This window comes from Streptomyces stelliscabiei, from assembly GCF_014873495.1.
Classification (GTDB): domain Bacteria; phylum Actinomycetota; class Actinomycetes; order Streptomycetales; family Streptomycetaceae; genus Streptomyces; species Streptomyces bottropensis.
Window position 1 is genome coordinate 5,614,516 of sequence record NZ_JADBGF010000001.1, and the last position, 20,750, is coordinate 5,635,265.

17 protein-coding genes are annotated in these 20,750 nt (G+C 70.4%); 10 read left to right on the forward strand and 7 right to left on the reverse strand.

What is annotated here, in order from left to right; all coding sequences use genetic code 11:
- Window positions 1-199: 199 nt before the first annotated feature.
- Entirely contained in the window at window positions 200-1,531 is a 1,332-nt protein-coding gene (locus H4687_RS24725; RefSeq protein ID WP_233443524.1) for a hypothetical protein, read from the forward strand.
- A 25-nt stretch (window positions 1,532-1,556) separates the two neighbouring features.
- On the opposite strand, the gene H4687_RS24730 is transcribed toward H4687_RS24725, so the two are convergent.
- The 4 genes from H4687_RS24730 to H4687_RS24745 form a co-directional block, all read right to left on the reverse strand.
- Window positions 1,557-2,096 (reverse strand): hypothetical protein, encoded by a 540-nt coding sequence (locus H4687_RS24730; protein ID WP_233443517.1) that lies wholly within the window; start codon window positions 2,094-2,096, stop codon window positions 1,557-1,559.
- 104 nt (window positions 2,097-2,200) lie between these two features.
- A complete protein-coding gene (locus H4687_RS24735) occupies window positions 2,201-2,794 on the reverse strand; it encodes a hypothetical protein (protein ID WP_046919834.1) in 594 nt (197 codons plus the stop codon).
- A 40-nt stretch (window positions 2,795-2,834) separates the two neighbouring features.
- Window positions 2,835-4,952 carry a hypothetical protein gene (locus H4687_RS24740; RefSeq protein ID WP_078907378.1) on the reverse strand — a complete coding sequence of 706 codons (2,118 nt, stop codon included), beginning with the start codon at window positions 4,950-4,952 and terminating at the stop codon, window positions 2,835-2,837.
- 18 nt (window positions 4,953-4,970) lie between these two features.
- On the reverse strand, window positions 4,971-5,795 hold the full coding sequence (locus tag H4687_RS24745; RefSeq protein ID WP_046919835.1) for a M48 family metalloprotease: 825 nt from the start codon (window positions 5,793-5,795) through the stop codon (window positions 4,971-4,973).
- 1,149 nt (window positions 5,796-6,944) lie between these two features.
- On the opposite strand from H4687_RS24745, the gene H4687_RS24750 reads away from it, so the two are divergent.
- From H4687_RS24750 to H4687_RS24790, 9 genes are all read left to right on the forward strand, one after another.
- Complete coding sequence (locus tag H4687_RS24750; protein ID WP_046916018.1) at window positions 6,945-9,737, forward strand: ATP-binding protein; 2,793 nt, start codon at window positions 6,945-6,947, stop codon at window positions 9,735-9,737.
- 25 nt (window positions 9,738-9,762) lie between these two features.
- The gene (locus H4687_RS24755) at window positions 9,763-11,550 is read left to right on the forward strand and encodes a hypothetical protein (RefSeq protein WP_050398806.1); all 1,788 of its coding nucleotides are present in this window, start codon (window positions 9,763-9,765) and stop codon (window positions 11,548-11,550) included.
- 57 nt (window positions 11,551-11,607) lie between these two features.
- Window positions 11,608-11,928 carry a DUF6406 domain-containing protein gene (locus tag H4687_RS24760; RefSeq protein WP_046916019.1) on the forward strand — a complete coding sequence of 107 codons (321 nt, stop codon included), beginning with the start codon at window positions 11,608-11,610 and terminating at the stop codon, window positions 11,926-11,928.
- Window positions 11,929-12,101: 173 nt separating this feature from the next.
- Complete coding sequence (locus tag H4687_RS24765) at window positions 12,102-12,389, forward strand: DUF6406 domain-containing protein (RefSeq protein WP_046916020.1); 288 nt, start codon at window positions 12,102-12,104, stop codon at window positions 12,387-12,389.
- On the forward strand, window positions 12,374-12,877 hold the full coding sequence (locus H4687_RS24770; RefSeq protein ID WP_050398804.1) for a pyridoxamine 5'-phosphate oxidase family protein: 504 nt from the start codon (window positions 12,374-12,376) through the stop codon (window positions 12,875-12,877). Before H4687_RS24765 ends, H4687_RS24770 begins: the two co-directional genes overlap by 16 nt.
- Before the next feature lie 139 nt (window positions 12,878-13,016).
- Window positions 13,017-13,457, forward strand: a complete 441-nt coding sequence (locus tag H4687_RS24775) for a DUF4913 domain-containing protein (RefSeq protein ID WP_078907377.1) — start codon at window positions 13,017-13,019, stop codon at window positions 13,455-13,457.
- A gap of 90 nt (window positions 13,458-13,547) precedes the next feature.
- The gene (locus H4687_RS24780) at window positions 13,548-14,051 is read left to right on the forward strand and encodes a hypothetical protein (protein WP_046916021.1); all 504 of its coding nucleotides are present in this window, start codon (window positions 13,548-13,550) and stop codon (window positions 14,049-14,051) included.
- A 219-nt stretch (window positions 14,052-14,270) separates the two neighbouring features.
- Window positions 14,271-14,597: a hypothetical protein gene (locus tag H4687_RS24785; protein ID WP_233443516.1), complete on the forward strand. Its 327-nt coding sequence runs from the start codon at window positions 14,271-14,273 to the stop codon at window positions 14,595-14,597.
- A gap of 923 nt (window positions 14,598-15,520) precedes the next feature.
- A complete protein-coding gene (locus H4687_RS24790; RefSeq protein WP_046916975.1) occupies window positions 15,521-16,678 on the forward strand; it encodes a sugar ABC transporter substrate-binding protein in 1,158 nt (385 codons plus the stop codon).
- 694 nt (window positions 16,679-17,372) lie between these two features.
- Here H4687_RS24790 and H4687_RS24795 read toward each other — a convergent pair.
- From H4687_RS24795 to H4687_RS24805, 3 genes are read right to left on the reverse strand one after another with little or no spacing between them, the layout of a single operon-like run.
- The gene (locus H4687_RS24795) at window positions 17,373-18,242 is read right to left on the reverse strand and encodes a transglutaminase family protein (RefSeq protein ID WP_046916978.1); all 870 of its coding nucleotides are present in this window, start codon (window positions 18,240-18,242) and stop codon (window positions 17,373-17,375) included.
- 5 nt (window positions 18,243-18,247) lie between these two features.
- A complete protein-coding gene (locus H4687_RS24800) occupies window positions 18,248-19,183 on the reverse strand; it encodes an alpha-E domain-containing protein (protein ID WP_046916974.1) in 936 nt (311 codons plus the stop codon).
- The gene (locus H4687_RS24805) at window positions 19,180-20,730 is read right to left on the reverse strand and encodes a circularly permuted type 2 ATP-grasp protein (protein ID WP_046916973.1); all 1,551 of its coding nucleotides are present in this window, start codon (window positions 20,728-20,730) and stop codon (window positions 19,180-19,182) included. The genes H4687_RS24800 and H4687_RS24805 overlap by 4 nt, the downstream gene beginning before the upstream one ends.
- Window positions 20,731-20,750 lie beyond the last annotated feature (20 nt).

Genomic DNA, 20,750 nt, shown 5'->3' on the forward strand with positions numbered 1-20,750 from the left:
CCAGCCGACGGCCGGCTTCGCGGCCTCCGAGCCAGTTGGTGATCCGTCAGCCGGGAGGGGCGGAGGGTGTTCGCGGTTCCGGGCTTCATGATCTAGATGTTATCGTCGAATAGACGATAATAATGCCGGGGTCGACGAGTGTGCGGATCCGTCGTCGTAGGCGACCCCTGTACCGAGGGAGTTGCTTGCCTTGTCCGCTGTGAACAGCGAGCCCGTAGCCGGTCCCCAGGTCCACACGACACCTCAGGAGTTGGCGACGGAACTCGCGGTGCTGACCGAAGTCGACTGGAGAAAGGTCTGGCCAGGAGCAGGCGGAGGCTATGAGCCCGACCCCGCCTGGCTCGCCCAGTTCGACTGGCAGGTGATCGACTTCCAGTGGCGCACCAACGACTGGGGGCCGATAACGGTGCAGACCCGCACCGGGAAGCGGCATCACCTGGAGACCCCGACGTCCCATTCGCAGGACTACGCCCGGGCCTCCCATCGGCTGTGGACCGGCGGCGATCCTGACCGGCACAGGGGGGTGCACGACAGGGAAGCGGCTGAGGCGGCCATGGCGTGGGCCGAGTACCTGGCGGCCGCTCGGCTTGTTCTCGGCGCGCCGACATGGGAGGGGGCCTGGGACGGCGCCGGATTCCCCGTCAGCTTCGGCCGCAGGTACGGCTCTCCTGACGAGCGGCGGCGGCACAACCCGTACCGGCTGGCCGTGTGGAATCCTCCGGAGCCCGGCTCCGCAGTGATCACCATCGAGGTTTTCGCCGACATCTACGGCCGACACTCCGTCAACCTGGAACTGCACGATCCCGCGCGCATCGTGCTGGACGACAGCGACGCCGAAGTGGAGAAGGTCGTCGACGTCACCAGCAGGGGAGCGGCTCCAGGGGCCCGGCGAATCTTCGGCGATCCCGACCCGGTCGACAAGCCTGACACGACCTGGCAGGACGTGGCCACCCAGCTGAGAGCGGTCTCGACCTGGGACTGGGACGTGATCTTCGGCGACCACCGGTGGAACCGGGCATTCGCCTCGCTCGACGAACTGGAGCGCTGGGCGCGGCGACTCGACTGGACCGTGTCCGGCGTCGACACATCACAGTGCGTCTCCGTCTCCACAGGGAAAGGCCTCTCCCTGTGGCTGCCCCCGGTGCTCCGCTACCCCGCACGCGTGAACTGGCTGGAGGCAAAGCTCTGGAGGATCAGCTCCAGGCCCTCCTCGCGCCACCACAGGAACGTGCTCGACCCCGCGGATGCCCTGTGGACGGACTGTGTGGCCGCCGCCACCGAGATCCTGGGCGGACCCGGGTACTGCGGTTCCCCTCACGGATCGGGGTACCCGAAGCAGTGGAGGAGCCGGAGCCAGGGCCTGCGCTTCCCCGTCGACACCCGCTGGGTGGCGATATGGCCCTCGCCGGGCGAGCCCGCTCCCGCCATCGGGCTCTTCATGCGGGGCGGATTCCTGGAGCGGAGCTACGAAGGCGAAGCCGCTCAGCTCGACCTGCGGATCTGGCGCCCGGCCATCCCCTGCGTCATCTGATCGCTGCGCCGTGATGTCGTGCGGATCAGATCTCGGGTGGGCGGCATTCGATGGTGATCAAAGCGTGTCGTAGCTCGCCCGGGTCGAGTGCGGGGCCCAGGTCCACTCCGAGCACGGTGACGCGGTCCTCGGGATGGCGTTCCCGCCAGATCGTCACCCGGTACGGGCTCATGTCCTCCAGTCGGAGATCGCGGGGCATGAGCCAGTGGTGCTCGTGCCAGGGCTCGGGGAAGTCCGGGTCGTCCCAGGCTCCCGAGAACTCCGGCTCACCGAGGACCGGCCGGAGGGCCGCTTGGAAGGCGCTCCAGGCGTCGGCCGCCCGGTCGAGGACGGCGTCGTTCTCGGAGGTGTCGTCGGCGCACAGTTGCCAAGGGGTCCAGCTGACGAGCTGCACCGGTGCCCAACCGCGCTCCTGGACGGGGTAGAGCGCCATGCCCTGTCCGGTGGAGCCGGTCACGTCCAGAGCCCATTCGGCGGACTGCGGCTTCCAGCCGAACTGGGCGCACCAGTCCTCCAGCGGTAGGCCCGGAGCGGGAGGTCCCGCCCATACCGTGGGCCAGTGCACTCGCTCGAGTTCCCTCAATTCGTCCGCCAGTTGGGCGGGAGACCGGTTGCTTCTCGCGGTCGCCACTGTTCGTCACCTGCCCGTCGTATTCCTCGAAGACTGTCTCAACGGTGATCCTCGGCGCGGTGGCAGTGCAGTTCGATCCGCGAGTTCGCGAGGTAGGGGCGTTCCTCGGAGCCCATGTCGAGCAACATGGTGAGTTCGATCAGCGGTGATCCCGGGCCGTTCAGCGGCCACAGCGCCAAGCGCTGGGGCCGTGATGCGCTGTTTCGGGGACTGTGCTGCGGCATCACGGGGAAGCCGAGGGAGTTTCCCGCGCCCTGCCACTGAGGGGCTCCCAACTCGGCCGTGATGGCGCCCGCGTAGGCCTGCGAACGCTCGAAGGCCAGCTCGCGCAGCCGTGGGTTCTCGTCGAGGGTCTCCCCTCGAACCGCCCAGACGGTCGAGCTGATGGAGGTGATCGGCTGCCTGGAGGTCCCGTTGCGGACGAAGTGAAAGCGTCCTCCGGGTGCCGTCCGCACGTACTGCCGGTTGCTGTGGAGCCAAAGGGGCACCCAACTGAGGCCCCCGTACCACTGCTTCAGATCCTCCTCGTCCTCCGGCATCGCGGACCAGCGGCCGGGCCAGCCGCTGATCCTGAGCGCGAGCAGTTCGTCGAGCACCTGCCGCGGGCTGCGGCCGGCGATCAGGTGGGCCATGAGGTGCACCTCGTCCTTCGGCGCCCGGCTCCCATCAGAGCTACTGTCCCGGCCAGTTCGGCGGCGGCCCCTGGGTCCAGCCGCTCGGCGGCTGGGGCGGCTGGAGCGGGGGCATCCACTGGGCCTGTGCGGCAGCCGGAGCGTACGGCTGCTGAGGTGACTCGGTGTACGACTGTTGGGGCGCCACGGGGGGCTGTACGGGGGCGTACGGCTGCTGCGGAGCGACATACACCTGATCGGTCGTGATGGCGGGAGCGGGGATGTGCTGCGGCGGTGTGTCGAAGCGGGGCAGCGGCTGCGTGCTCACCCGGTCCAGGAGGACGACGTTGGGGTTGCAGTCGCCGGCGTGCACCTGGACGGCGCCGCCGGGCTGCCGTTCCACCACCAGCAGGTTGAACTCGGCGAGCGACTGGAGCTGCGTGGGTTCGAGGGCGTACTCGTAGACACGTTGCCGCCCGGTCGCCAGGCTCGTGCTGTCACTGTCACCGGTCGTGTGGGTGGTGGACTCGTTCGTGGTGTGGGTGACGCTCGTGGAGGTCCCCGTCGTCTCGCTGTAGCTGCCGCCCGAGTTGGTGGATTCCGACGTCGAGAGCGGGTTGAACCAACCCTGGTAGGTCGTGGAGCTGCTGCTGCCCCAGTTCCGGCCGTAGGTCTCCGAGTGGCTGGTGGTGGTGCCACGGCTGGTGGAGGAACCGATCGTCTTGGCGACGGACGTGTTGACGGTCCGGCCCTCGGTGTCCGTCAGCGAGTGCAGGACGAAGGAGTGGTGGCGGCCCAGGAAGTCGGCGGCGATCGTGGCTTCCTGGTGGTTGCCGAGCCGCATGAAGGCGACCGTTCCGCCGCCGATGAGTTCCTGTCCGGAATCGCGCAAATGCGAGTGCACAAGGGTCAGTTGGGCGCCCCTGCGCTCGCACAGCTGGGCCAGCTGTTCGAGATGGCGTCGCTGGAGGCCCTGCTCGCCGAGCATCACGACGACACACGGAGCCTCCTCCTGGAACGAGGAGAGCCGCCGCATCACACTCTGCAGGGCGAGGTCGGCCAGCAGTTCCGCGCTCGCTGAACCCGCACCGAAGTCCAGGGCGACGCAGGTCAGATAGCCGGGCCCACGCCCCTCACGGGCCGTTCCCAGCTGCTCCAGCGGGTGCACGAAGGACGCCAGCCGGATGAGGCTGTCCCGCATCTGGTCCTTGTTCTTGTCGCTGAACAGATCGTCCGCGATGCGGTTGCGCTCCTCCCTGCTCAGCGCCTTGGCGTCGTCGGCCTCGCCCACAAGGACCCGCAACCCGGCACCGAGCCGCGCCAGGGACACGTCCTCGCCCAGCGCGCCGCACAGTTGGGTGAGGATCCGGGTGTACACGGCACGATCGGACCGGGCCGACTCCGGGCTGTCCCCGTGCATGGCCTCGACCAGCGCCTGCACCAGTTCGTGCGGCGCGAGCCCGCCCACGATGCCGCTCTCCGTCATACGGCTGGGCAGCAGCTGCACATCCACGGGCACGCCGCCCGCCTCGGCGAGCACGGACAGCTCCCGGCACACCAGGGCCTGGGTCAGGTCCAGCACGATCAGCGGCCGCTGGGCCAGCGTTGACGCGCCGAAGACCGTGAGGAAGCCCTCGCGGCCGCGCTGGCTGCCGCCGAAGACGTCCAGGCGCCGGGTGCCCGCTCCGAAAGGCAGCGCGCCCCAGGCGTCCAGACCGGCGATCCACTGCGTCTGCTGGGCCTCGTGGAGCGTCCAGCGCTGGTGCCACGACTGCCAGTCGTGGTGGAAACGTTCCTCCAGCGCCTTCGCCTGGGCGGTGCGGGCACGGGTGGCGGCGGTGTACCGCAGCGAGGCGTAGAGGGCGCGCACCACCAGGATGCCGACGACGACACCGCCGATGGTGAGCATCACCGTGAAGAGCAGGCTCAGCAGGTAGAACACCACGGCGACGACGATGCCGATCCGCAGCGCGGAGCTGATGCGGTCCTTGCGGTCCAGTCGGGCGGCCTGCACACGGTTCTCGTAGCTGCCGTCCAGCTCCGCGCGCTGCGGCTCGGCTTCGACGAACGGCTGACGCAGCGACTCGGGGTCGCGGTAGGTCCAACCGACGCGCTGGCCGGCGTCGAACAGTCTCAGATACGGGCCGAGCGGCCCGGCCTCGGTGTTCTCGATCGTCATGGGAGGGCTCCAGGCCGGTCAGGCGACGAAGGTCTCGATCGCGCGTATGCGCTTGTGCAGCGGCGGATGTGTGGACATGAGGCGCGCCATCGTTCGCTGCTTGCGGATGGCGTCGTCGGCTCCCGCCGCGTGCCACGCGGTGAACACGGAGACCAGGAGGGGGCCGTAGCCGATGAGGCCCGCGAACCGGTCGGCCCGCAGCTCGCCCTGGCGACCGGACCAGGCGAGCAGGAACGGTACGGCGTAGAGGGCCAACGCGGCCGGGAAGGTGAACAGCAGGGCGATGGCCAGTACTCCGAGGAACATCACGAACAGCCCGGCGAGGATCTCGGAGATCGCGGCGAGGACGCGGATCACGAGCCTCAGGGTGCTCATGACGAGCCGGGCGGGCAGAGCGTACCAGTGGCCGAGCAGCCCGGCCCACGCGTGGCCGCCGACATGATGGCCCAGCTCGTGGGCGAGTACGGCGGCCAGTTGCTGGGGCGGGAGGTTGCGCATGGCGCCGCGTGTGACACCGACGATGTGGCCTGCGGCGGCTGAGGCGTTCAGCTCGTCGGTGTCCTCCATCCACAGGTCGTACCGGGATCCGTCGACGCCGGCCCGTTGGGTGACCTCGTACCAGATCGGCTGGAGTACGGCGAGTTCGCTGCCCATGGGCTCGCGCATCTTGAAGTACAGCTTCGCCAGGCCACGCTCGGTCGGCCGGTTGAACACCAGGGCGCCCGATGCCAGCCACGCCACGACGAACGCCACGTCCACACCGCTCGGCATGGACAGCGATATCAGGAACATCACCAGCAGGCTGCCCAGGAAGAGGGGGATGTTGAGCAGCAGGGTGGTCACGGAGGAGGAATCGGCCCCGCGACGGACCTCGGGGGTGCCGGCCGGAGCGTATGCAGGGGGGAACTCGGCACCGGGGGTGCTGGTGGGGACGGGGGAAGGCGCTGGGGGTGGCGGTGCGAAGTGCGTGGGCTGGGGCGCCTGCGGAAGAGGTGGCTGCGGAGCCGCGTACAGCGGGTGGTGGGGAGCCTGGGGCGGCATCTGCGCTGTGCCGTACGGCGGTTGAGACGCGTGTGCGGGCGCCGGATAGTGCTGTTGGGGATGTGGCGGGTGCGGGTACGAGTGGGGTTGCGGATACGGCGGTGGCGCGAACTGCTGAGGTGGAACCGGCTGCTGGGGCGGGACCGCCTGGTAGGGCGGTGGCGCCGGAGGAGGGTGGGCCGGGCCCGGCGCGTACGCCTGCGGGGGCTGGACCGGGGCACTGTACGGCGGCATGGCCTGCGGCGCACCCGGAGCCGGGTACGCGGGCGGTACCTGGTGCGGCTGGCCCTGGGGAGGGTAGCCGTGGGGGAAGTCACCGTGGGGAGGGTGGCCGGGGCCGACCGGCCGGCCCGGTTGGTGCGGATCGACAGGATGGGTCACGTAAGAGGTCCGCCCCTGGGAAGAATGTGGGCCCAAGGGGCGTCCACATATGGACAGTTGGGATATGACCGTCCGAGGGCGGCAGCACGTACGCCTCTGGTGATGGAACTCGCCCCCGTGACCGCCGAAGCGGCAGCCAGTCATTGATTCGCAGCCGAAACATGCTGCACGAAATCGCCCCCCGAGTCCAGTTGCAACCGCGGGAAACGAAGTCACATTTGCAAGGCTTGGCCTGGGCTCCGCACGCCTCTAGGGTATAGGCGCAAGATCGATAACGGGGGAGACGTTGCCAACCGCACTGCTTGCGCACGATTCCGGTCAAGCACAGGATGACGCCCCTTTCTTCACACTGCCGGACATCTCCGGCAACTGGGGTGGTTCGCTCGTTCGCCAGAGTGAAGCCGACGTAGGGGCCGTCTCCCGCGACACCTTCGAGCGGTACGGCAGGAAGCCTGACCCTTCTGACCCTGAGCCCCCGGTCTGGGGCCGCTGTGACGCGGTCCGGTCGCATACGGCCGGGACGCAGCGGTGGATGCGCGCCGATCAGCGGGCGGGAAGGGTCTGCACCCGATGAACACCGCGTCGTACGACGAGACATGGCAGCGCTTCGTCGGTATGGAGGCCTGCCTGCTGCGCGAGGTCCCGCGCCAACGCCGCACGGACGACCGGCTCGACGGTCCAGGCGACGACCTGCACGCCCAACGGCTCGCCGCCCTGGTCTCAGCGCACCACGCACGACGCCCCGACGACCCGACGGGCGGAGCGGTGTTCGTCGGTTGGGCGCGCCGCGCGGCGGACCGGCCCATCGACGTGATGGTCGGAGGGAGCACGCTGCTCGGCGGTCGCGCCGACGCGGAGAGCGGCAGCACGCTGCTACGACTGCCCGCCGGCGCACGCGGGTCGGCCCAGCCGACGGGTACCGCGGCATCCCTGTTCGCCGACTTCCCGCACTGGAGCGCCGTCGCGGGTGTGACCGACGGGCTGCTCGTCGACGCGGAGCCCAACGCCACGGGGAGCGGCGCCGCACGGCAGCGGCCCAGTCTGGAGGACTGCCTCCTGGCGGTCTGGCAGGAGCCTTTCGCCTGGATGGTGTTCGCCGAACCGGTGCCCACCGACGAACTCGACGATCTGACCGGCGACATCGCCGACGCACAACGCCGCGCGATGTCCAAGGCGGACGGCTCGCCCGAGTACGCCATCGCGGCGGCCCGGTTGGAGCGACGCCACAAGGACCTGGCCAAGGCGGCGGCCACCGGACTGTGGCGCATACGGCTGCTGGCCGGCGGCCGTACGTCGGAGGACGCGACCCGTGTCGCCGCGCTCGTCTGCGCGTCGGCGGACCTGGAAGGGCTGCCCTACGCGCTCCGGCCGACCGGGCGGGTCGGGGACCTGCCCACGGTGCTCGGCGGAGCTCTTCCCGCCCCGGAGGAGTACCCCTTCCGTGCCGGATCCGACCTGCTGGCATCCCTGGCCAGGCCGCCCGCCCAGGAGATTCCGGGCGTACGGTTCGCGCTGCGCCCGGAGTTCGACGTCACCCCCGAGACCACCGGCCGTCCGGCCACAGCCGACACCCCGCCTCCGGTCCGGCTCGGTTCGGTGCTCGACCGCAACCGCAGCCCCGTGGGCGACCTGGAACTGACCCGCTCCACCCTCAACCGGCACACCTTCGTGTGCGGGGCGACCGGCGGCGGCAAGTCCCAGACCGTGCGCGGCCTGCTGGAGGCCGCGACCCATGCGGGCATCCCATGGCTGGTGGTGGAGCCGGCCAAGGCCGAGTACCGGTTCATGTCGGCTCGGCTCGGCGACACGAGCGAGGTCGTCGTCATCAAACCCGGCGACCCCGACGCGCTTCCGGCCGGCCTGAACCCCCTGGAGCCCTCGGCCTACGCCAACGGCGAGCACTTCCCCCTCCAGACGCACCTCGACATGGTGCGCGCGCTGTTCCTGGCCTCCTTCGACCCGCAGGAACCGTTCCCGCAGGTCCTGAGTGCCGCGCTGACCCGCTGCTACGAGGACCTGGGCTGGGACCTCACCCTCGGCGAACCGCTCGTCCCCGGCACCGAGCCCCGCTATCCCACCCTCGAGGACCTGGAGCACACGGCCTTGCAGGTCGTGACCGACATCGGCTACGGCAAGGAGGTCGCCGACAACGTCCGGGGTTTTATCAAGATCCGCCTGGCCAGTCTGAGGCTCGGCACGACGGGCCGCTTCCTGGAGGGGGCTCGCCCGCTCGACTTCGGCGAACTCCTGCGGCGCAACGTCGTCTTCGAGATCGAGGACGTCGGCGACGACAAGGACAAGGCGTTCCTGATGGGCACGATCCTCATCCGGCTCGTCGAGCACCTGCGCATGGAACAGCGCGTGACCCGTCGACTGTCCCTCCCCCTGCGGCACTTGAGCGTCTTCGAGGAGGCTCACCGGCTGCTCCGCCGTTCGGAGGAGGGCGGCGCGAGCGCCCACGCGGTGGAGATGTTCGCCGGTCTGCTGGCCGAGATCCGTGCGTACGGCGAGGGCCTGATCATCGCCGACCAGATTCCCTCCAAGCTCCTTCCCGACGTCATCAAGAACACGGCGGCCAAGGTGGTGCACCGCCTCCCGGCCCAGGACGACCGTGAGGCGGTCGGCGCGACCATGAACATCACGGCTGCCCAGTCCGAGTACCTGGTCACCCTGCGGCCGGGCGAGGCCGCTGTCTTCACGGACGGCATGGACTATCCCCTGCTGGTCCGGATGCGGGACGGGACGGATCGCGAGGACGCGGGGGCGATCCGGTCGGCGTCTGCGGCCGCGCTCACCGGGGAGCGCAGCCGCGCGTGCGGCCCCTGCTGCACCCCTGAGCCGTGCACCCTCCGCGACCTGCGCAGGGCGCAGCGGTTGATGGACGTACCCGAGCTCCGGATCGCGCTGTGGGCCGAAATGGCCGTCGCGGCTCACCTGTTGGCTTGGACGACTCCCCTGCCGGGCCAGGCGATGCGGCAGGCCCTCGAACCGTACCGGGCCGGGGAACGCCGCCTCCTCGACTGCGCTGTCGGTCAGGCCGTCGACCGTGCGGTTCACAGCCGTGTGGGCGCGCCCGCGGCGCCGGAGGCGCTGGCCGAGCATGTGGCCGCGATGATGCGGGGTCAGCTCGACGGACAGGATCCGTGTCCGCAGGCGGAGCCTCGTTTCAAGGCGGCGAAGGGTACGAACACCCGGCTCTACTACCACGGGCGTCTCGCGACGCCGTCCGTGCTGGAACGGATCGTCGGGTGTGCGGATCCGTCGTCGGGCTGGTCGGAGCAGTTCGCCCGGGCTCTCGCCTGCTTCGAGCGGGTGCCGAGGCGGACGCGGGGAGAGCGGCCGTCAACAGGGGGCGCGGAGTGATCGCGGACATCGGGGAGTCCAGCACGTGAGCGAGTTTCAGGGGGCCGAGCGTCCGCCCGCACCGGAGATCGCCGCTCCGCAGTCATGGGAGATGGCGGACAGGGACGCACCGACGGAGCCGGAAGACGCGGAGTCATTCCACGACTCGGGCGATGATGCGGCTGGCGACCAGCGACTGGAGCCGATTGAGCCTGCCGAGTCGGCTGAGCCGATTGAGTCCGCTGAGTGGGCCGAGCCGGCCGAGCCTGCTGAGTCCATTGAGCCTGCTGAGTTCGCCGAGCCGACCGAGGCCGCTGAACGGGCCGAGCCGGCCGAGCCTGCTGAGTCCATTGAGCCTGCTGAGTTCGCCGAGCCGACCGAGGCCGCTGAACGGGCCGAGCCGACCGAGGCCGCTGAACGGGCCGAGCCGGCCGAGCCGACCGAGCCGGCCGAGCCGACCGAGCCGGCCGAGCCCGCTGAGTCCGCCGAGCAAATCGAGCCCGTCGAAGCGGTGGAGCCGTGGGAACCCGTTGAGTGGGGGCAGTCGGAGTATCCCGCAGAGTTGGCCGAGGCCCTCTCAGAGTCAGGGGAGGAGCCCGAGGAGTCGTCTGGCGCGGCGCAGGGTTCCTGGGAGTCTGCGGACTCCGGCGAGCAGGACGGCGAAGGCGACGGGGGAAGCCTTGAGTCGGAGGAGCCGGTCGAGCCGGAGGAATCTGCGCAGCCCGTGGAGTCCGAGGAGCCGGATGTCGAAGAGGCCTATGACAGTCCGCAATTGGATGAAAAGTCCACGGGCTCGGTCGGTGCACCGGACCCCCCGCAGTCGGCGGAGGTAGCCGAGCCCACGTCGCCCACCGAGGTCGCACAGCCCGTCGAGTCCGCGGAATCCGCCGAATCGGGCGAGCCCAGCGACGCCGGCGACAAGATCCAGAAGATGGTCGATCGTCCGCCCATCGAGAACATGTACTTCGATGACGGGGAGGAGATCGAAGGGCTGACCTACGGTGACCCGATCAACGAGGCCCCAGAGGGCAAGGTGCCGCTCTTCGACGGCCCGCCCACGCGTGAGCAGACCGCGCAGGGCAGCCTGAACGACTGCGGTGTCATCGCGTCGCTCGGGGCGATCGCGGGGCACCGCCCCGAGGCCATCGAGAACGCCGTCCAGGAGAACCCCGACGGCACCTACACGGTGACCCTCTACGCCACGGAACGCGGAGCGGACGGCACCTGCCGGGCCACCGACCAGCGGATCGAACTCGTCGTCGAGCCGGAACTTCCCGTCGTCGAGGACGATCCCAGTACGCCGGTCTTCGCGCAGATGGAAGGGGCGGCGTGGGCTGCGGTGCTGGAGAAGGCGATGGCCGCAGTCGACCAGACCTGGGACGACGAGCGCACGAACGACTGGGACGCGGAGTGGAAGGCGGACACGGATGTCCCCGACGGTCCCACGCCGGTCGGCTACGAACGGCTCAACCAGGGCACCAGCGTGTGGGAGCAGACCGAAATCCTCGCCCAGCTCACGGGCAGGGACAGCGTCATCCGTGGGTTCCCGCAGGGCGAGGGCGCCGGCCCCGCGCTGGAGGGGTACCTGCAGCAGCAACTCGCGGACAGCAAACCGATCTTGGCCTCGACACGCCTGCTCGACGAGGCCGCAGACGAAGAAGAACTGCCCTACGAGCTGGTTCCGAACCACGTGTACGAGGTGGTCGGGGCGCAGGACGGCATGGTCCACTTGCGGAATCCTTGGGGTGTCAACGATCCGGAGGAGATGTCGACCGAGGAGTTCATCAGGAACTTCAGCGACCAAGGGTGGGGTCTCTTCGGCACGCTCGTCTAGGACATTCGAACAACCGAGGAAACACTCCCACTCGGGGTATTTGGAGAGGAGATACGTATGACGCGGGACAAGTTGGTGATCCGCTCCGGGCAGCTTACGAGGACCGCAGGAGGAAAGGTCGGCGGTGTGAGCAGCACGTCGGCCACCGAGTCGCGACCGGCCCGCGTGAAGCTGGCCGTTGTCGACGCGGACGGCACGGAGCGCAAGGAGCGCCTGGAGCCGAACGACACCTTCCCCGTGGGCTCGGAGATCTGGCGCCTGGTGGACATCACGCACTTCGCCGGCGGCAGGTGGACGGCCGTGGCTGTTCCTGCGGACGCACCCGTCGCGGACACCCCGCCCGAGGATCCCTCCTCTGCGGAGGCCCTCGACGAATGACGTGGACGGAAATGCCGCACGGTGAACTGGTGATCCACTCCGGGCGGGTCACGACCACGGTCGGAGGAGGCTGGATCGGCGGGCTGGTAGTGCCCGCACGACAGGATCGGAACGGGCCGAGGTGCGGCTCGCCATCAGTGGAGGTGGATGGCACCCATAGGGATGCTTCCTGCATGGCAATCGAGGATCTGACGCTCTTGGGCGGCGCCGTCGTTCAGGTGGCTGCGGGAAAGATCGGCGGAATCGGAAGTCTTCCGCGGACGGCCGAGAGGGCGGCTGTGGTGCAGTTGTCCGTCACGCGCACCGGTGGTGACAGGCGATCGGAAAAGCTTTCCGTGGGTGATTCCTTCCCGTTGGGCGAGGAGACGTGGGAGGTCACGGGTGTCAACCACCCCAACGCCACCTCCTGGAACGTCGCTCTGCGCCTGGTGTCCTGGGCCGGGGCATGGGGAGGGAACTGACACAGGAGGACGCGTCCGGATTCCTGGGGCGCGGCCTGGACTTCGCGGACAACTCGGGACGGCTGCAACACTGGTTCGACCTGGCGCGGATGGTCCGGGCCACGGGTGGGTCCAGAGCGATTCGGGAGACATTCTGCTGGGAGAGCCGGACGCGCGTCGCCCGGCTCTGGGGGAGCCAGGACAGCCGGCTGGTCAACGGATTCATGGGCCGGCCCTGGGCGCGGTTGAGTTGCGATGCGCTGGACCGCAGTTGGTGGGTCGTCGCGGAAGGCAGGGTCGAGCTCTCCGAGCCGACCCGGGAACCCGGCGATGCGACAGGACGCGAACTGATCACGAAGACCACTGCCTACGGCTCCCGTCCGAACGAGCGGTACCAAGAGGCGGTCGACCAGCGCATGTTGGTCGTTCGCCTGCACGTCACCCGGCTGTACGGCGCGCTCAGGCCGGAGGACGAGTGGGATGCGGGAGAAGAACCGACCTATTGGTAGGGCGTCGGTCGGCGGCAGATTCCATGACGACGGTGGGGCCGCATGCGTGCATCGCACGACCAGGCGGATTCGCACGACCACGCGGTCATGCCGCGGGGGTCGGACTCGAAGACTCATATGAACACGCAGAGGTGGAGCGGTGACTGGTACGGAAGCAGGATCCGAGGAGCCCGAGTTCTACTTCGCGGACGTCGACGCCTTCGTCTCCGGCTACCTCTCACCGACGATCCGCCGCCGTATCGACGGCTCGTCGGTCACCTGGTGTCCTCAGTGGTGGCAGCACCCCGAGGCCGGCGCCAGGCTCACCGCGCTCTGGCTGGCCTGGGAGCACCTGCGCAGGGAGCCGGCCCTCGGCATGTCGACGTGGTGGCTGTACCACTTCGACCCGCATTTGAGGGTGCTGATGGACACGGACACAGGCCCCTTCGCGGCCTGTTCGCCCGAGGAGGGTCACACGGCGCACCCGTTCGCTCCACTGCCGGTGGACCCGATGCCGACCCCTGAGGCCGATCCCGCTCTGCCTTCCCTCGGCCCGCCACCGACTCTTCCGCCCCCGCCCCCGTTCAGGACCGCGACGTGACCCAGCGCACAGTACTCGGTCACTGAACCAGCACCGCCCGTGCCGCGTCTCACCAGGGGAAACGCATAGGTCGCCACAGGGGAGGCACGCATGGCCATGGTCGGGCTGTTCTGGATCGCCGAGGACGGTGGGGTGTACGTCGGGGCGCAGCCGGAGGGGTTCGGGCCCGGGGTGCGGCTGACGCGGGACTGGGTGGAGGGGCTCGGGACCGGGCAGAGCGCGGTGTGGGGCTGGTCGGAGATCCGGTCGGTCGCCGTGCGGTACGTGCGGATCAGGTCCGCGGCCCGACTGCTCGCCACCACGGCCGTCGACCTCGTGACCAACGCCGTCGTGGGCGGCGGTGAGGCCGCGGCCGCGTTCGAGGTGCACCTGGAGACCGTCGACCGGACGGTCGAACTGAACACGCAGTCCGCCGCCGCCCTCGGCGGCTACGTCCAGTCCGAGTACGACCTCTCCGTCGTGCTGCTGGAGCGCTTCGTGGCGGGTACGGCGGAGGTGGAGACCCTGGCGAACTGGGGCCGCACTTGCGCCGCCGAGGGCACCCCGCGCCGCGAGGAGCGGGAGGCGCTGCTGCGGGAGTGGAGCGGGGGCTGAGCCGCCGACGGGGCTTCGAACCACCGATGGACGCCGAACCGCCGGCGAGCGGAGGGAGGTCGCCGGGTACCCGGTTCCCTCGTCCGCCGTCCCGCATGATGACCACGGGACGCCGAGACACCGGAGGGACACATGACCGCACCGGACACACCGCACGGTGCTCCACGGGACAACACCCGCGACGCCGCACACGACACAACGCGCGGCAACGGTATCTCCGTGACCCACGACCTTGAGGCGGACGACTGGTCGAACGAGGAGACGGCTGCGTACGAGGTGGCGATCGAGGCCCTCAACGGGGCGGTCGGCGCGTACAGCGCGCGGATCGCGGCGGAGGAGGCCAAGGATGTCCCCGACGCCGCCGTCATCGAGGCCGCGCGCGCCGCGCAGGGGCGGCTGGCGAAGGAGCGTGAGCGGCTGCGCCCGGCCGACCGTGAGCAGATCGCCGAGGCCCGTGCCCGCTACGCCCGGCTCGCCCGCGAGATTCCGGCCGGAACTCGCATGACCGACCCGGCCGAACACACGACCCGTCCGGGCGACCGATGACGGAGCCGCCCGCGCATGTGATCGACCCCGCCGAGGTGGCGGCGAGATGGTGGCCGGTGACCTGAACCGCCACGGCGGCTTCGCGGACCCCGGCAGTGACCGCTAACGGCCCACCGGCGTACGCCCCGGCTCATGGCCCAGAACGACATCCTGATGGCCGCCTGCGCCACGCCGACGGCCTGGGCCTGGGTGGCCCAGGCCCAGGCGTACGTCCGGGGGCATGGGCCGCACGTGATCGTCCGTTGTCATGGGGTGCCACAGGCGATGAGCAACCAGGGTGTCGTCTGCCACGCTTCGAGCAACCGGACCGGACCGGGCCCGCCCGAGCCAGAGCCGAAGCCCGAGGCGATACCGGTCCCCCGTGCCCCGCTCCCGGCCGAGCGGCACCACCGCAGGGACCGACCGGCCCCGACCCCAACGGCGCGGCAGATGGCAGCCACCGCCAGGGCCATCCCTGCCCCCGGCCTCGCCCCCGCCCCACCATCGCCCGACGTGAGGTCCGCCACCCCTCTCTCTCCGCCCCCCGACCGGGCGAGGTCGCGGCCCTCCGGGAACCGGCCCGCCCCCGGCCGCCACGCGCCCACCCGCACCCGTCCACAACCCGCAGCCGCCCACCCCGCTGACCTGCCACCCCGCCCCTCCGAACGCCCGGGGACCCCGGTCGCGAATCCCTCCGCCCCCAACGCCCGCCCACGTCGAAGCCGTTGATCGACAGCCGTATGACGGTCCAGCCGCCGACGCGCTACGCGTGAAGACCGAGCGGCGACAGAGGAAGCCCTTTGCTTTACCCTCTTCACACCGAGACCACACAAGGCTGTTGTCATCTCGTTAAGTGATTAGTCCTTGACGCTGAGGTGGTCACCGCGTTGGCTTTCAGCCACATGGGTCGCAGTTGCTGCACCCACGCCCGGAAGGCCCTTGATGTGAACGCCCGTACCACCCGCAATACCCCCGGCACTCGTATACGTCGTCGCACCACCGCTCTGCGCCGCACCGCCACCGCCCTCGCCGCGTCTGCCGCGGCCGTCTCCCTCGCCGCCTGCGGGGTCGTGGACGTCGGGGACAGCGCGGAGGCGAGTCCCACGAAGGGCGACGACATCACGGTGGGCGTGCTGTTCCCCGACAAGGACACCAAGCGGTACGAGCAGTTCGACTACCCCAACATCAAGAAGAAGATCGCCGAGCTCACCGACAACAAGGGCATCACCAAGTACGCCAACGCGGAGAAGGACCCGGAGACCCAGAGCGGCCAGCTGGAACAGATGGTGAAGGACAAGGTCGACATCATCATCGTCGACGCCGTGGACGCCAAGACCATCGCTCCCGCCGTACAGAAGGCCGACGACGCAGGCATCCCCGTCATCGCCTACGACCGCCTGGCCGAGGGCCCGATCGACGGCTATGTCTCCTTCGACAACGAGCTCGTCGGGCAGGTGCAGGGCCGCTCGCTGGTGGAGGACCTGGGCGACAGCGCCGCCAACAAGATCGTCATGATGAACGGGTCCCCCACCGACCCGAACGCCGCCATGTTCAAGGAGGGCGCGCTCTCCGAGCTCCAGGACAAGGTGACGATCGCCGAGACCTTCGACACCAAGGACTGGGACCCGGTCGTCGCGAAGGCGAACATGGAGAAGGCCGTCGCCAAGCTGGGCGTCGACAACATCGACGCCGTCTACGCGGCGAACGACGGAATCGCCGGTGCCGTCATCGACGTGCTGAAGACCGCCGGTGTCACCAAGGTGCCGCCGGTCACCGGGCAGGACGCCGACCTGGACGCCGTGCAGCGGATCCTCACGGGCGACCAGTACATGACCGTGTACAAGTCGTTCCCGACACAGGCCGCCGCAGCCGCCGAGATGGCCGTCGCCAAGGTCCAGGGCCGCTCCATCGAGTTCGACGCCCTCGCCAAGGACAGCGTCGACTCCCCGACCACCAAGAAGATCCCGGCCCAGCTGGTGCCCCCGGTCGCGCTGACCAAGTCGAACATCAAGGACACGGTCGTCGCCGACGGCATCTACACGGTCAAGCAGATCTGCACGTCGGCCTTCAAGGCCAAGTGTGACGCGGTCGGCCTGAAGTAGCCGCCGACCGTCCCCGTCCTCCGGCCCGGCAGGGTCGCCGCCGCCCGTGCTTCGGCCGGCGGTGCTCCTGCCGGGCCGTGGCTTTTCCGGCCTTTTCCCGGGGCCGCCCCTCGCCGGTCGTGCGGTTCTTCCTGGTCCAGGGTGACAGCTTGTCATGTCGTGATCACGGGGGGCGACTGTCGCATGCCTCAGGGCAGTGGGGACACCTGCACGTCGGGTGCGCGCATCGCCGCCGCGCGACGCACGGGACGTATGGAATACGCGGGTTGCGCGGGTTGCGCGGGTTACGTGGGTTACGTGGGTTACGCGGGATATGTGGAACGGGCGAGATCGGTGCCCGCCGCCGCGCTGCCCACCACGACGCGGTCGCCATTCCGGCCTACCGCGACGCGGTCGCCACTCCGGCCCGTGCGGCCCACCGGCCCCGGCGCCGCCCGGCGGACGGCCCTCCTCGGCCCCACGCGCGTACCCGCCCCCTGATCCGGCGCGCCCCCATCTCCCCTATACCGAGCACCTACCGGCAGGACGAGGGCGAGGCCGGCTGCGTCCTGACGGACTACGCGCGCGAGGAGCCGGGAGAGGACTACTGGGTCAGTACCAGGCACCCACCAGGCCACCACCGGCGACTGCTGGGCTGTCACCGGGCCGGTACTCCGTCGGGACAGCCCCGCAGGCCCGCAGGCCCGCCGACCCCTCATGCCACCCGCGTGAACTCGATCGTCACCTCCGGCGGCCCCCCGGCCACCCCCCGGTAGATGCCCTTGTGCGGGGTCACGTCGTCGTAGTCGCGGCCGCGGCCGACGACGACGTGGGACTCGTCGGCGGGGACGCGGTTGGTGGGGTCGTAGCCGGTCCAGTCCCCCGCCCAGTACTCGATCCAGGCGTGGCTCTGGCCGGCGACGGGCCGGTGGAGTTCGGCCTCGCGTTCGGGGTGGAGGTAGCCGGAGACATAGCGGGCGGGCAGGCCGAGGGCGCGGAGCATGCCGAGGGTGAGGTGGGCGATGTCCTGGCAGACGCCGGCCCCCTGCTCCCACGCCTCGGCCGCGCTGGTGTGCACCCCGGTCGCGCCCGGCACGTACGCGACGTGGTCGGCGACCATCGACGACACCGCCGTCGCCGTCCCGTGCACGTCGAGGCCGGCGGACGCCTCCCGCGCCCGGTCCAGCAGTCCGGCCGGGAGCGTCGTACGGCCGGTCGCGGCCAGGTACTCCAGCAGGCGGGAGCCGGCGGTCGCCCGGTGGACCTCGGCCCAGCCGGGCGCGTCCGGCACCGGCTCCGGCGGGGCCGTCTCCACCAGGCTGGTCGCGGTGATCGTCAGGTCGGAGTGGGGCTCGATGAGGTCGAAGCCGGTGACCTGGGTGCCCCAGTAGTCCCAGTACGACCAGGTCGGCGTCGAGGGGTTCACCAGCACCCGGGCGTCCAGGGTGGTCTGGCCCGGCAGCGTCAGCGGGGTCATGCGGACCTCGTTGTGGGAGGAGGCCGCGGGCTGCGCGTACGCGACGCGGGTGATGTGCCGGATGCGCAGGCGCCGGGTCGCCCGTACAGCCGATCCAGGCAGGTCCATCGTGCTCACGCGCCTTCCTGGGCCCACTCGACGGGGCCCTGGTACGGGAAGAACTTCTCGGCCACCGCCTCCGCCGAGGCCATGCACGCCTGCTGCAGATCCCGCAGCAGCGTCGGCAGGCCGGCCTCCAGGGACTCGGAGTCGAGGTATTCGAGGTGGGTGCGCAGGGCGCCGATCGGACGGCGGGCCGGGTCCTGACGGGGACGGCCGAGCGCGGCCAGGCACTCCTCCGCCGTGGTCAGCGCGTGCAGCGCCGAGCGCGGGAAGTCCCGGTCGAGCAGCAGGAACTCGGCGACCTTGGGGCTGTCGCCGAAGCCGCCGTGCACACGCGCGTACGCCTCGTCGGCGCCGCTCGCGCTCAGCAGTGTCGGCCAGTCCGGCGCGTGCGCCGCGTCCAGCACCCGCACCGACAGCAGCCGTACGGTCATGTCCACCCGCTCCAGGCTGCGGCCCAGCACCACGAAACGCCAGCTGTCGTCCCGGCTCATCGTGGAGTCGGCGAGCCCGAAGAAGAGGGCCGCGCGCCGTCGTACCAGCTCCAGATAGGCGTACGGGCCGCCCGTGCGGCGCGCGGCCGTCCGCTGGTCGGCGAGGGCGTGCCAGGTGGAGTTGAGGCACTCCCACATCTCGGAGGAGACGGCCTCGCGGGCACTGCGGGCGTTGAGCCGCGCGGCCCCGAGCGCGCCCTCGATGGAGCCCGTCGAGCCGGCGTCGAAGGCCAGCCGGTCCAGTACCTGCTGCATGTCGCAGTGCAGCTCGGGCGCGTCGACGCCGAGGATCGCGTACAGCGAGCGGCAGGCCGCGTCCTCGTCGCGCCAGGGGTCCTCGAGGAGGCGGTGGAGGTAGGCGTCGAGGATGCGGCCCGTCGCGTCGGCCCGTTCCACGTACCGTCCCGTCCAGGTCAGGGCCTCGGCTATCCGGGAGAGGATCACGTCGTTCACTGCTGCTGCGCCCCTTCCTGCACGAGGGTGCGGGTGCCGTCGGGGCCGAGCTGGCGCGGCGCCTTCTGCGGCAGCGGACCCGGTCCGCCGGTCTCCTCGACGTGCTGCTCGGCCGGCCCCTCGGCGAGCACCCAGGTGTCCTTGGAGCCGCCGCCCTGGCTGGAGTTGACGATGAGGTTGCCCTCCTGGAGGGCGACGCGCGTCAGCCCGCCGGGCAGGACCCACACGTCGCTCCCGTCGTTCACGGCGAAGGGCCGCAGGTCGATGTGGCGCGGGGCCATGCGCTCGCCGGCGAGGGTGGGGGAGGTGGACAGCGCCACCGGCCGCTGCGCGATCCAGCCGCGCGGATCGGCCCGCACGGCCTCCCGGGTGCGCTCCAGCGTCTCCCGGTCGGCCTTCGGACCGATGACGATGCCCTGCCCGCCCGCGCCGTCGACCGGCTTGATCACCAGCTGGTCGATCTGGTCGAGGACGGCCTCCAGCTGCCCGGGTTCGTCCGGCCGGAAGGACTCCACGTTCGGGAGGACGGGTTCCTCTCGGAGGTAGTAGCGGATGAGGTCGGGGACGTAGGTGTAGAGGAGCTTGTCGTCCGCGATGCCGTTGCCCACCGCGTTCGCGAGGGTGACGTTCCCCGCCATCGCCGCGCCCATGATCCCCGGGCAGCCGATCACCGAGTCGGGCCGGAAGTGGAGGGGATCGAGGAAGTCGTCGTCGAGCCGCCGGTATACGACATGGACGGGCATCTCCCCGCGAGTCGTCCGCATCCACACACGGTTCCCCCGGCAGACGAGATCGTGCCCCTCCACCAACTGCACGCCCATCAGCCGGGCCAGCAGGGCGTGTTCGAAGTAGGCGGCGTTGCTGGGGCCGGGGGTGAGGACGACGACCCGCGGGTCCCCGATGCCGCCGGGCGCGGCGGCCCGCAGCGCGGCGAGCAGTCGCTGCGCGTAGCCGTCGACGGGCACGACGTGCTGCTCGGCGAAGAGGGACGGGAACACCCGGGTCATCGCGCGCCGGTTCTCGATGACGTACGACACCCCGGACGGCACCCGGACGTTGTCCTCCAGCACCCGGAAGTCACCCGCCTCGTCCCGTACGAGGTCGATGCCGGCGACATGGATACGGACCCCGCCCGGCGGCTCCACGCCGTGCGCGGCCCGGTGGAAGTGCGGCGAGTTGAGGAGCAGCCGCCAGGGCACGACTCCGTCCTCGAAGGCCCGGCACGGCCCGTACGCGTCCGCGAGGTAGGCCTCCAACGCCCGTACGCGCTGCGCCACTCCGCGCTGGACGAGGTCCCACTCCAGGGCGTCCAGGATGCGCGGCACCAGGTCCAGCGGCCAGGGTCTCTCCTCGCCGGCGAACGCGTACGTCACGCCCCGGTCGGTGAACGCGCGGGCCATCTGGTCCGCCCTGAACCGCAGTTCGCCCGGATCGATGGGCCGGAGCGCCGCCAGCACCGGCTCATAGGCGGTCCTGACCTCACCCGGCCGCTCAAACATCTCGTCCCACGCGTCGGCCAACGCGTAGGCGTCAAATATGTCCGCCATGGCCCGACGGTAAGCGCGCT